Source organism: Actinomadura sp. NPDC049382, assembly GCF_040677125.1.
Taxonomy (GTDB): domain Bacteria; phylum Actinomycetota; class Actinomycetes; order Streptosporangiales; family Streptosporangiaceae; genus Spirillospora; species Spirillospora geliboluensis.
In genome coordinates this window covers 1-12,155 of the sequence record NZ_JBFARO010000186.1, presented here as the reverse complement: position 1 = coordinate 12,155, position 12,155 = coordinate 1, and the positions used below count along the sequence as shown (strand labels likewise).

Below are 12,155 nucleotides of genomic sequence, written 5' to 3'. Positions count from 1 at the left end.
GATCGCGAAGAGATGTGGCGGCATATCGAGGAGCAGCGTTCGGCGGTTGCGGACGCCCTGACGGACCTTCGGCCGGACGAGTGGGAGCAGCCGTCTCCAGCGTGAACGCCAGGTCGCCGCGGCCGGTGAGGCGGGAGCGGAGGCTGTCTCCGGCCAGCCGTGTCAGCCGGGGCCGGACGGGCAGCGCGACGCCCTCCAGCGGCGGCGATCCGCGGCCCTCGCCGAGACGGCAGACCATGTCCTCGCCGTCCGCCCGGACGCGCAGCCACGCGTCCCAGACGGGGTCGACGAACCCGAGCGGCCTGATCTCGGCGGCCGGGTCGAACTCCGCCCGCCAGGCCAGGCGGTCGCCCTCGTGCCGGACGGCGGCGCGGACCCGCGCCCGGCGGGCCCTCCGGCGCCGGTCGCGGAACTCCAGCGTCCCGGCCAGCTCGGCGTCCAGCGGGATCCGGCGCAGCGGGTTCGGCACATGCCCGGCGAGCAGGGCGCGGCCGCCGCGCGTCTCCAGCCGCGTCACGGTCCCGGCCGGGCACAGCTCCTTCAGGGGCCGGACGTGGAAGCCGAGGCCGGTGACGTCCAGGATCCGGCGGCCGAGCCCCCCGCGGGGCCCGCCCTCGCCCCAGAAGACCCGCCCGTCCCGCTCCACCAGCCGGGCGCGGAGCACGGGCCGGCGCGGGGGCCGGTACTCGGCGGCGGCCAGCGCCCCGGCGTGGTCGCCCTCGCGGATCAGGTACGCGGCGATCGCGGGCAGCGGGTTGGCCAGCTCGAACACGCGCGGGTCCAGCTCGGCCAGGTAGCCGGCCGCGAGCTCCAGGAACCGGTCCCGGTGGGCGGGGTCGCGGCCGCGCAGTTCCCGCAGGTAGAGCAGCAGGTCGTGGTTGACGAACTTCACGTCCTTGGCGCGCCGCAGATCGTGCGCGCCGCGCAGTGCGAACAGCATGTCGATGCGCCGGTGGATCTCCAGCCGGTCGGCGAAGTTGGCCGGCTCGGACCGCCGGTTGGAGATCGACGGCGCCCCCGTCCGCCGCCGGACGAGCCAGCGGTAGACGCGTTGCGGGATCAGCGCGGTCCGCTCCGCCGCCAGGTAGGCCTCGGCGGTGAACAGCAGGTCCTCGTAGTGCAGCCGCTCGACGAACCGCAGCCCCTGCTCCTCCAGGAACCCGCGCCGGTACGCCTTGTTGGTGGAGAGGGTGTCGTAGAGGAGACCGGGGTTCTCGCGCAGCGACCCGTAGACGGCGCTGCGCTCGTACAGCCAGGGGTACCAGGGGCGGACGCGCCCCTTCGCGCCCTCCGGCATGTCCAGGAAGACCCGCTCGCACAGCCCGGAGACCAGGTCGGCGCCGGTGTCCTCGGCGGTGGCGAGCAGGTTGAGGCAGGCGTGCCGGTCCAGCAGGTCGTCGCTGTCGAGGAACATCACGTACCGGCCGGACGAGGCCTCGACGCCCGCGTTGCGGGGCCGGCCGCAGCCGCCGGAGTTCACCGGCAGGTGCACCGCCCGGACCCGGCCGGGCCGCGCGGCGGCGAGCCGATCGGCGACCTCCCCGGTGCCGTCGGTGCTGGCGTCGTCGACGATCACGGTCTCGACGCCGCCCAGGGACTGCTCCAGCGTCGAGGCGACCGCATGGGGAAGCCGCCGGGCGTCGTTGTAGGCGATCACCACCACGCTGACATCCGGGCGCACCCCCTCGGCCTCCCCTCACCGGTCCCGCCGCGCACCGGACCGGCCGCCGGGGCCGGAGACCGGTCGGACGCGTTGCCAGGGATTCCTTTCCAGGAACGCCCCAGTGAGGTCCAAGGAGCATCAAAGGCTGTCAATGCTTCCCATTACTCGCCTTCAACGGCGACTTAGGACACACCTCCAGGAACGCCCGAAGGCGCCCGGCCGGAGCCGGGCGCCTTCGATGCGTGCGCTGGGGGGAGGAGCGTCAGGACGCGTACTCCGGGTAGCCGTAGCCGACGACCTCGGACTTGTCGCGGACCTTCTTCTCCACCTTGTCGTTGCTGTTGCCCTCGACCGTGCTGATCTTGCCGTTGCCGTTGTCCTTCACGACGAGGCCGACGTGGTCGATGTCGCCGATGCTGCCCTTCGAGCCGTCCTTCCAGTCGAAGAACACCACGGCGCCGGGCTTGGGCTTGTCGCCCCAGCGGTCGGCCTTCTTGAACCACGTGGCGTGCTGGACGGTGTAGGCGTCCCAGCCCATGTTCTTCACGCCGGTGTGGGCCCCGACCCAGGACACGAACATGTCGCACCACTGGGCGCCGTTGTAGGCCTTGACCGAGAAGCCGCCGTCGCGCTGGGCGGTGGCCTTGGCGTGCGGGGTCGAGACGTACCACTTGTGGAACTTGGTCTGGCCGCCCTTGCCCTCGCTGATGCCGACCTGCTTCTTGGCGAGCGCGATGGCCTCGGAGGCCTTGACCGGACGCGGCGCGACGCCCCAGCCGGCCTCGCGGGCCTCGGCCTGGGTCATGCCCGCGGACTGCTTCGACGTGGACTGCTTCGACGCGGTGCCCTGCTCGGCCACCACGGCCGCCTTCGCCTGGGCCGGGGTCTCGGCCGCGGCGCTGCCGCCGGCGAGGGGGTTGAGGACGGCGAGTCCGACGGCTCCGGTGAGCACGGCGCCCACGGCGACGCCGACGGCCTTGTCCTCGGGGGAGAAGCGGTTGAGCGAAAGTCGATCGAAACGACCGGTCATGCAGGGAATCTCCTATCTTCCATGACGCCTACCGGGTTAGCTGACGGATTCGGGCATGGAAGCAGCCCTACGGCGCGGCTCTGGGTCGCGCCGATTCACCCCTGGAACGTTGGGTCCCCGGCTCCGTCCGGTCGCTTCGACCGGCACGGACTCGGCCTCGCACCGCACATGCGGCGCAGACTTATCGGATGTATCTCAGTGACTGATCTCTGAGGGGTGCGCGCATCGTCTGGCGCGCATCGCGTGCGGATACCGCTCCGCGATCCTCGGCCGCCCTGGGAACGGACGACCGGCGGCAACGCATGGGGTGCGTTGCGGGATTCCGGATAGAAGGTACCAACCTCCTGAGGAAAAGCAAACCAGGCACAAATCTCTGTCTTGCCTGCTCAAAGCCCTTCCAAGGATCCTTCAACACCGTCAGGCCCCGGCATCTTCCCGATCTTTACCGAACTGGCCCTCAGCCCTTTGCCCATGGGCCTTACAAGCCAATGCCCAAAGGGTAAAGAAACCCGGGGGGTTCCGGGGCCGCATGCCCCGCCGCACCCTTCACAGGGCCTGCGGGGGCCGTTCTCGTGCGGCCTAGCTCACAGGGCCCGTCCGCCACCGGATCCGGGTGCGCTTCGTCACTCGACGCGCAGCGCGAAGAGCGTGGTGTCGTCCGCCGCCCGGTCGTGCTCCATCCGCGCCAGGACCTCGTCCAGCACCTGGTCGGGGCGGGTCGAGGCGTCCCGCAGGATGCCGGTGAGGCGCTCGATGCGCTCGTCCAGGTCCGCGTCCCTGCGCTCCACCAGGCCGTCCGTGTAGAGGAACAGCATGTCCCCGGGGTCGAGCTCGGTGGTGATCGTCGTGTACTGCCAGCCCGGCATCGCGCCGAGCATCGGGTCGCGGACCACCTCCAGCGGCGCCGCCCAGCCATCCCGGACCAGGATCGGCGGCGGATGGCCCGCGCACGTCCACTCCAGCACCCGGCGGGCCGGGTCGAAATGCCCGACGATCGCCGTGCCCGTCGCCGGCGGGTCCATGTTGCCCACCAGCTCGTTCAGCCAGCCCACCAGCCGCCCCGCCGGCTCGCCCGTGCACGCGAGGCCCAGCAGCCCGTTCCTCGTGCGCGCCATCGCGGCCGCCGCCGGCAGCCCGTGCCCGGCCGCGTCGCCGATCGCGAACACGGCCCGCCCGTCCGGCAGCACCCGCGTCGCGAACCAGTCCCCGCCGATGCGGGCGGTGCTCTCCGCCGCCAGGCTGCGCAGCGCCACCGTCAGGCCCGGCAGCTCCTCGATCTCGTCCTCGTCCGGCAGGATCGCGCGGCGCAGCGTCACCGCGACCCGCCGCTCCTGCGCCGTCCGCGCCTGCTGCTTCAGCATCTGCCGCCGGGTCTCGGCCAGCGCCCGCTCCACCCCGCGCCGCCGGGTGATGTCCTGCGAGACGATGTTGATCGAGATCGGCAGCCCGGACTCGCCCAGCACCGGCTCGGCGAACAGCCACAGGTGCCGCGGCGTCCCGTCCGGCGCGATCACCCGGTGCTCGGCCTCCACCGGCTCCTTGCGGGAGAACATCGTCTGGATGGCCTCCTCCATCAGCGGGAGGTCGTCCTCCGCCACGACCTTCGGCAGGTCGTGCGGCATCGGCGGCACCTCCTCGGGGTCGAGGCCGTAGTTCGCCAGCATCTGCGGCGTCCAGTCCGCCTCCCCGGTCGCGAGGTCCCACTCCCCGAAGCCGATCAGCGCCAGCCGCTCCACCCGCTCCATCCGCCGCGCGACACGGTCCTCGGCGAAGTGGTACCGCCACGTGACGCAGACCCCGGTCGACACCCGGACGCACCGCACGCTCATCCGGGACGAGCGGGACAGCCCCCGCTGCGCCGTGGTGTAGGAGAACGAGTCGCGCTCCAGCCGCGTCCCCGACTCCCAGACCTCCACGTACTCCTCGAACAGCCCGCTGAGGACCGCCCCCGGATCCGTGCGCAGCAGCCGGAGCCCCGTCAGCTCCTCCCTGCCGCGCCCGAACATGTCCTTGGCGACGCCGTTGAGGTCGGCGTACAGGAAGTCCGCCACGGCGCCGTCGGGGCCGACGACCGGCACCAGGTGGGCGCAGGAGTCGAGCGTCCCGTCCAGCAGCGCCCGCGCCACGGGGTCGTCCCCCACCTCGGCGAGGATCTCCGCGTCCCCCGCCGTGTCCTCCGCCGTCACCCGGCGCAGGACCTCCTCCGCCTCCGACAGCACCGCCTGGCGCTCCGCCGCGCCGCCCTCGGCCCGCGGCGCCCGCCGCCCCGCGAGCACCGCCCCGACCGGCCCGCCGCCGCTGTCCTTGACCAGCAGGGACGCCGCCTCCGCCAGGTCCATCTCCAGGTCGCGCGCAAGCCAGATCAGATGCTGCAGAGCCTCCCCCGGCGGGACGCCGAGCCGCCGGGCCAGCACGACCCGCGCCTCGGCCAGCACCGCGCGGTCGTGCGCGGCCCCTCGAAGGTCCTCCAGGTCCGCAACGTGCACCCCGGGCTGGGTGCCTTCCGCTTCCGCCAACCCTGTCCCCCGTTCGGCGTCACCTGCCCCTGGGAGAAAAAAGCTACATACGCCAGCGAAGGACTATTCGCCCACAACCTGGTAAACAGCCCAGATCTTTGCCCGGGTTTTCCGTTCCCGCCCGAACCCGACCACTTCCGATGACCCGCCCCGCACGGAACCCTTCCCCACCCTGTGACGCCCGTCACGCTCGCAGGACGTCCCTGGTCAACGCCGTGATCCCCCGCGACGCCTCCCGGTACGACGTACCCGCCGGCCACAGCGTCAGCACCACCACGATCTTGTCCCCGACCACCCCGGTCGTGTGCAGCACGGGCCTCCCGAGCCCGAGATCAGGCCGCACCAGGGCCGGCCGTGCCCCCACCTCGAACCCCGACCACCCCTGCTTGACGGCGGCTCCGTCCGCCACCCGCGGAATCCCGAACGTCTGATCGAACCCGTCCGTCCCCCGCGGCGTCGCCCGCCGCAACTGCTCCAGAACGAAACCGTCCACATGCCGGTACATCGTCACGACATCCCGAGCGCTCAGCGCCGCATACCCCCAGAACCCGGGCTTCTCCGCGGGCGGCGGCGCCGTCTCCTGCAACCCCAGCCGCCGCGCCATCCGCTCGACGATCTCCCCCTGCCCGCCCCGCCCCCAGAACTCCGTGGCCGCCCCATCGTCACTGGACCGCAGCATCACCTCCAGCAACGCCCGATCCGCCGCCGAAACCCGATGCCGCTCCAGATAGTCCAACGCGATGAGGATCTTCACCACGGAAGCCGCCCGGAACACCCGCCGCGACTCCCGTTCCACGACCACCCGCCCGGCCCGGACATCGAAGACCACATAGGAAGCCCGAACACCCTCAGGCACCCGAGGCACGGCCTTCTCCGGCCCCGCGGTCGCCGTCGTCACCTCGGGCTCAGGACTCCCGCTCACCGGCCGAGCCCCTCCCCCGCACCCGCACAGCATCCCCGCGCACAACACCCCGCCGACCACGGCCCGCACAGACACCATCCGCCCCGCCCGACGATCGACGGGGCCCGCAATCCCGGTACGCACGACCCCGCGGACTGCGCTACAGTAAACACGCCCGCCCAGAGCGGGCACCGGGACGTAGCGCAGTTTGGCAGCGCACTTGACTGGGGGTCAAGGGGTCGTGGGTTCAAATCCCGCCGTCCCGACAGAGAAGTACCAGCTCAGAGGGGCTTCGGAGATCACTCCGGAGCCCTTTTCCGATCTTGAAAGTCGATGGGGAGCCACAAGGGGAGCCACCACCGGCCGACCTACGCCGACTCGCCCGTGCCGAACACCGAGTCGGCGACCCGCGCGCCCCTGCTGATCACCGGCCCCAGCTGATGCCGGTACACCTGCCCGGTGACCGCCGGGGAGGAGTGCCCGCACAGATCGGCGATCGCCTCGATGGGCACCCCGCCGTCACTCATGATCGAGACGAACGAGTGACGCAGCTCGCGCGGAGACCAGAACTCCCCGCTCCCCGCCTTCTTGGTGACGAGCCGGAACGCCCGCCGCACTTCGCCGCTGGCCGATCTTGATACTGCGCAGACGCCCCGTCCGCAGCAGCATGTAGACCCTGTCGCGGCCGACCTGCAGAATCTCGGCGACCTGCTCGACCGTGTACACGCCTCCACACACCCCCTGTTCCATCGAGGACTCCTCGGCCACTGCCTCGTGCGGTCTCGTCCCTCCGAACCCGGGACGCGCGACTGGCACGGTCAGATGGTCGATTCCCTCCGGCCGTGTCACGGCTCGTAGCGGATCGCCTGGACGACGGCGTCGTCCACGACGCAGTACACCGTGCCGTCCATCGCGGTGTAGTACTGCACGCTGCCCACCGTGCGGAGGACGTCTTCGAACTCGAAGCGGTGGCGCAGGCGGCCTGTCGGCAGATCAAAGACCGACAGGCCGTCGACGGCGCCGTAGTACACCAGCGATCCCGAGATCAGGGGCCGTTCACCCAGTCCCTGGCCCACTCCGCGCTCCCAGCGGGGCGCGCCGGTGGCGGCGTCGAGGGCGACGATCCGGCCCTCGTTGTCGGTGGCCACCGCGAACCCTCCGCCCACCTCGGGGACCAGGAAGCCACGCGACCCGCCGCTTCCCGCGGTGCCCGCGACGGGGCGCTGCCACCGCCGGCGTCCGGACGCCGGGTCGAGGGCGTAGAGGGTGCCGTCCTGGCCGCCGACGAACACGGTGCCGCCGGCGGCCCCCACCGGGGCTTCCCTCCCATGCTGGGACGCCGCGGCGCCGCCAAGGGGGACGCTCCACCGCTTCCGGCCGGTGGCCGCCTCCAGGCCGAGGACGGAGCCGTCCTCGGCGACGACCACCACCACGTCGCCCGCCACCAGCGGCGTCGTGGCGGCGCCGGCACCCGTCCGCACCTGCCAGCGCGCGTTGCCGGTGGCGATGTCGATCCCGTAGACGAAGCCCTTCTCCGAGCTGAAGCAGCACAGGCCGCCCGCGAGCGCCGCCTGTGTCCGGAGCAGGCCGTCCACGCGGTACTGCCAGCGCGGCCGGCCGCTCGCGGCGTCGTACCCGTACAGCCCGTACTCCCCGGTGCCGCTGCTTCCGGTGAGGCAGACGACTCCGGACCCGGCGACCAGGACGGGCGCGAGACCGAAGCTCTTCAGCGACTGGGTCCAGAGGACCTTGCCGGTCGCCTCCTCGAACCCGACCACGACCTCGCGGCCCGCGGAGTCGTAGAGGAAGGCCCTGCCGCCGAGCAGGGCCGGCGATGAGTCGCGGGCCGCCGTGAAGTCCGCCTGCCACCTCTGCCGCCCGGTCCGGGCGTCGAGCGCGAACGTGCGGCCGTCCAGCCTCGTGGAGCCGAACACGTACACGGTCCCGTGCGACGCCACGAGCCGCGTCCTGACGTACATGTCGTCGGGCAGCTCGAACGTCCAGCGGACCGGGGAGTCGCCCCGCCGCAGGAGGAAGGCGCCGGCCGAGCCCGCGGCCAGGGCCGCCAGGACGCCGCCCGCACCGAGGGCCAGGAAGGCGCGGCGGCCCGAGCCGCGGGGGACGGCGGTCTCGCCTCGCCGGGCGACGTCGTGCGCGATGGGCGGCGGAAGCCAATGTGTGCCTCGCGCGGCGGCGGCCGGGTCGGCGGACAACTGCGCCAGCAGCGAGTCGGCGCCGGGCCTGCGGGCGGGATCCTTGTCCATGCAGGCCGCGATCAGCGCGCGCAGGCCGGGATCGGGGACGCCCTCCAGATGGGGCGGCAGGTGCATGACGCGGTACACCATCTCGTGGACGGCGCCCCGCCCGAACGGGCCGGCTCCGGTGGCGGCGTAGGTCAGGACGGCGCCGAACGAGAACACGTCCGACGGCGGGCCGGCCGCACCGCCGGACGCCTGCTCGGGGGACATGTAGGCGGGGGTGCCGAGGGCGGCGCCGGTCCGGGTGAGCGCGGTGGCCTCGCTCGGGCGGGCGATGCCGAAGTCGATGACGCGCGGTCCTTCGGGCGTGAGCATCACGTTGGACGGTTTGAGGTCGCGGTGCACGACTCCGGCGCGGTGGATCGACACCAGCGCCTCGGCGAGCCCGGCGCCGAGCGCGCGGACCGCGGGGGGAGGCAGCGGCCCGTGCGCGGCGACGGCGTCCTCCAGGGACATGCCGTGCAGGAACGCCGTGGCCAGCCACGGCGGCGAGGCGTCGGGGTCGGCGTCCACCACCGGGGCGGTGTAGACGCCGCCGACGGCGCGGGCCGCCGTGATCTCGCGCCGGAACCGCGCCCGGAAGTCGGCGTCCTCCGCCAGGGCCGGGTGAATGATCTTGATGGCGACCGTCCGGCCGCCGGGTGAGCGGCCGGCGAAGACCTGCCCCATGCCGCCCTCGCCCAGCCTGGACACAACGCGGTAGGGCCCCACCTGCCGCGGGATTCCCGGACGTGTCGCGGACATCGGCTCCCCGTCTTTCACCCGGTCGCGGTGCCCGATCCACCGCGCGCGTCGAGAGCGTACAGGTAGCCGTCCTTGCAGCCGGTGTAGACGACACCGTCCGCAACGGCCGGGCCGGACTCGATGCCCCCGGCGGTCCAGAAGCGCCACACCTTGCGGCCGGTGCCGGCCTCGATCGCGTACACGCCTCCGTTGGAATAGATCCCGCTGGGGACGTACAGGGTGCCGCCGGTCAGGACGGGGTTCGCGTGGATCTCCCCCTCCACCTGGACCTGCCAGCGCATCGTCCCCGTGGCGGGCTCCAGAGCGGAGACCTTCCCGCCGTAGTCGCACACGTACACCAGGCGGTCCGTCACCACCGGCCGGGACGTGGCGGTCTCCCCCATGTCGAACGTCCAGCGCGGCTTGCCGGTACGGGCGTCGACCGCGTGGACCTTCTCCCCCTGGAAATCGGCGAAGCAGACCATGCCGTTCGCCGCCGTGGCGTCCTGGACGCCGTTGGGGGACTGGTACGTCCACCGGGTCCGTCCAGTGGAAGCGTCGTAGGCAGCGAGGCTCTTACCGCTGGGAACGTAGACCATGCCGCCGGCGACGGCGGGGGTACGGGCGGCGCCGCCGCGCTGCCATCGGACCGCGCCCCCGGACGCGTCGAGCGCCTGGAGGGCGTCGCCGCCGCAGAAGACGAGCCCCCGGTCGACCATGGGGTCCGCCTGGGTGTTCCCGACCGTCCGCCGCCATTTCAGCTTGCCCGTACGGGCGTTGACCGCGTGCAGGACTCCGTCCTGGGAAAGGGCGTAGACGAGGCCCGACGCGACGGCGGGACCGGTGACGATCCGCTGCGCGGTCCGGTATCGCCACCGCGGTGCGCCGGTCTTCGCGTCGAATGCCAGCAGGCCCCGCTTCTCACTGCCCACGAAGACCTGTCCGCCGGCCACCACCGGGGTGGAGATGAGGTATTCGTCGCCGGAGAAGCGTTTCCACAGCACCTTGCCGTCTCGCATGGGCGGGGGCACCGGTGCGGAGGACGTGGTGGGCGGCACGGCCGGCGTCCGCCCACCGGGCCCGTCCGAAGAAGAGGCCCGCAGTGCGCGGACCAGCGCCACGGCTCCCCCGGTGCCCAGCACGACGCCCGCGGCCGCTCCGCCGAGGAGCAGGAGCCGCCGCCGTTCCGGAGCCCCGGCCCGCCGGGGCTCGGTCAGCGGGACGTCCGGCACGTCCGTGCCCGCCTGGAGGATTCGAGCGGCGATGGCGTCCGGCAGCCAGCCGACGCCGTGCAGGTCGGTGCTCTGCGGCACGAGGGGGGCGAGCCGGTGAAGCAGCCGGTCCGGGGGCGGCCTCCTGTTCGGGTCTGAGCCCAGGCATGCCTCGACGACCGCGCGCAGGCCCGGATCCGTGACGGCGTCGAGCCGCGGCCGCTCGTGCACGGCGCGGTAGATCAACACGTGGGGCGGCCCCTGCCCGTAGGGGCCGGAGCCCGTCGCGGCGAAGACCAGGACCGCGCCGAGGGAGAAGACGTCGGCGGCGGGCCCCGTCGGTGCCCCGCGGGCCTGCTCCGGCGCCATGAAGCCCGGGGACCCGACGGCGAAACCCGCCTGGGTGACGACGGCGCCGCCCGCGGCGTGGGCGATGCCGAAGTCGATCACCTTCGGCCCGTCGAGCCCCAGGATGACGTTGGACGGTTTGAGGTCGCGATGCACGATCCCGGCGCGGTGGATCGACACCAGCGCCTCGGCAAGCCCGGCGCCCAGCGCCGCGACGGCGGGAGCCGGCAGCGGCCCCGCCAGGTCCAGCGGCACGCCCGGCAGGTATGCGGTCGCCAGCCACGGCAGGGCGGCGTCGGGATCGGCGTCCATGACGGGCGCGGTGAAGGCGCCGCCCACGGCCCGGGCCGCATCGACCTCGCGGCGGAACCGCGCCCGGAAGCCCGGATCCTGGACCAGCCGGGGGTGGACGACCTTGACCGCCACGAGCGTCCCGCCAGGGGAACGTCCCAGGAACACCTGGCCCATGCCGCCGGTGCCGAGCCTGCCCAGCAGCCGGTGGCCGCCGACCCGTCGGGGATCACCGGACCGGAGAGGCTCCATGCCCGCCCCCGCCCTCTCTCCTGCTCCTGACCTGCGTGGACCACGCTCCCGTCCGCGCAGTGAGACGCCGGTGCGTACCGCCCCATCCGCCTGCGTCCGCCAGCGAGACCGCCACGATTCTGACAGAAGAGGACGAGATGCTCAGCGAAGTCGCCGCCACGGCGGCGCCCGACCGATCCGGGCGGCCGGCGCGGGCGCTCACTTGCACTGGGGGACGAGGCCTGCTCCACTGGCGGTCTCATGGGGACGGTCGGCGCGAATCAGCGTTCGCGTGGCCCGGGGCAGACCCGGAGGGCGATCACCGAGGCCCTCCTCGATCTTCTGCGAGAGTCCGGCAAGGTGCCGACCGCCGCCGATATGGCCCCTCGGCCCGTCCTCGCAGTTGGAGACGGTCTGCCGAGATTTCTGCCAGGAGGTGAACGGCCGTGTCCACCGCGAGACCAAGCGCAAGCCGGTCGAGTTGCTGGCCGAGGAGCGCCAGCGGCTGCACCCGTTGCCCACGGCGCCGTCCACTGCGGCATTCGGCACCACCCGCCGGGTGAACTGGGACTGCACCATCTCGGTCGAGGGAGTGCGGTACTCGGTTCCGCACCGGCCGGTCGACACCCGGGTCTGGGCTCGGTTCCATGGCGATGAGCTGAGCGTCACCTCGGTCGGCACCGCGGCAGAGGCCGCTCGCCAACCGCCGCAGGACGGCCAGAACTCGCGTTGTCGACCAGTCGCACTACCCGCCCCTCGAAGACAAGGACACCGAGCGGACACCGAAGGCCACCTCGGCGCGGGAAGCGGGTTCCCATGCTCGGCCCCGGGGCGGCATCCTGGCCGGTCGAGGCCGCCGCCGCGGGCACCCGCCGGATCACAGCCAAGAGGCCGAGGTCGCCGCCGGGCCCGGCGGTGACCGACCGGGCCCGGCGGCGCTGCGGGGCTCAGCGGGCGTAGACCTCCAGTGTCCACTTCCCCGC

General features: G+C 72.9%; 8 protein-coding genes, 1 tRNA gene and 1 riboswitch. Of the genes, 1 reads left to right on the top strand and 8 read right to left on the bottom strand.

From position 1 onward, the window contains the following. The 4 genes from AB0K34_RS43910 to AB0K34_RS43895 form a co-directional block, all read right to left on the bottom strand. Window positions 1–1,681: glycosyltransferase (locus AB0K34_RS43910; RefSeq protein WP_364554445.1), on the bottom strand; the 1,681-nt coding region annotated here is incomplete at its 3' end. Between the two features lie 244 nt (window positions 1,682–1,925). Continuing rightward, window positions 1,926–2,693, bottom strand: a complete 768-nt coding sequence (locus AB0K34_RS43905; protein WP_138642010.1) for a CHAP domain-containing protein — start codon at window positions 2,691–2,693, stop codon at window positions 1,926–1,928. 10 nt (window positions 2,694–2,703) lie between these two features. Then, a riboswitch (cyclic di-AMP (ydaO/yuaA leader) is annotated at window positions 2,704–2,860 on the bottom strand. Between the two features lie 456 nt (window positions 2,861–3,316). Beyond that, window positions 3,317–5,179 (bottom strand): SpoIIE family protein phosphatase, encoded by a 1,863-nt coding sequence (locus AB0K34_RS43900; protein WP_301176054.1) that lies wholly within the window; start codon window positions 5,177–5,179, stop codon window positions 3,317–3,319. A 214-nt stretch (window positions 5,180–5,393) separates the two neighbouring features. Next, on the bottom strand, window positions 5,394–6,107 hold the full coding sequence (locus tag AB0K34_RS43895) for a hypothetical protein (RefSeq protein ID WP_364554444.1): 714 nt from the start codon (window positions 6,105–6,107) through the stop codon (window positions 5,394–5,396). A 195-nt stretch (window positions 6,108–6,302) separates the two neighbouring features. Here AB0K34_RS43895 and AB0K34_RS43890 point away from each other — a divergent pair. Then, window positions 6,303–6,376, top strand: a tRNA-Pro gene (locus AB0K34_RS43890). Window positions 6,377–6,478: 102 nt separating this feature from the next. Here the strand turns inward: AB0K34_RS43890 and AB0K34_RS43885 are convergent. From AB0K34_RS43885 to AB0K34_RS43870, 4 genes are all read right to left on the bottom strand, one after another. After that, window positions 6,479–6,727 (bottom strand): tyrosine-type recombinase/integrase, encoded by a 249-nt coding sequence (locus tag AB0K34_RS43885; protein WP_364554443.1) that lies wholly within the window; start codon window positions 6,725–6,727, stop codon window positions 6,479–6,481. After that, window positions 6,630–6,860: a helix-turn-helix domain-containing protein gene (locus AB0K34_RS43880; RefSeq protein ID WP_364554442.1), complete on the bottom strand. Its 231-nt coding sequence runs from the start codon at window positions 6,858–6,860 to the stop codon at window positions 6,630–6,632. The genes AB0K34_RS43885 and AB0K34_RS43880 overlap by 98 nt, the downstream gene beginning before the upstream one ends. A gap of 95 nt (window positions 6,861–6,955) precedes the next feature. After that, complete coding sequence (locus AB0K34_RS43875) at window positions 6,956–9,112, bottom strand: PQQ-binding-like beta-propeller repeat protein (protein ID WP_364554441.1); 2,157 nt, start codon at window positions 9,110–9,112, stop codon at window positions 6,956–6,958. A 14-nt stretch (window positions 9,113–9,126) separates the two neighbouring features. Further along, entirely contained in the window at window positions 9,127–11,193 is a 2,067-nt protein-coding gene (locus AB0K34_RS43870) for a serine/threonine-protein kinase (RefSeq protein ID WP_364554440.1), read from the bottom strand. Window positions 11,194–12,155 lie beyond the last annotated feature (962 nt).

Bases quoted from the DNA above. Each gene is read 5' to 3' on its own strand.
- AB0K34_RS43905 (WP_138642010.1), bottom strand. From the start codon at position 2,693: ATGACCGGTCGTTTCGATCGACTTTCGCTCAACCGCTTCTCCCCCGAG.
- AB0K34_RS43880 (WP_364554442.1), bottom strand. From the start codon at position 6,860: ATGGAACAGGGGGTGTGTGGAGGCGTGTACACGGTCGAGCAGGTCGCC.
- AB0K34_RS43875 (WP_364554441.1), bottom strand. From the start codon at position 9,112: ATGTCCGCGACACGTCCGGGAATCCCGCGGCAGGTGGGGCCCTACCGC.
- AB0K34_RS43870 (WP_364554440.1), bottom strand. From the start codon at position 11,193: ATGGAGCCTCTCCGGTCCGGTGATCCCCGACGGGTCGGCGGCCACCGG.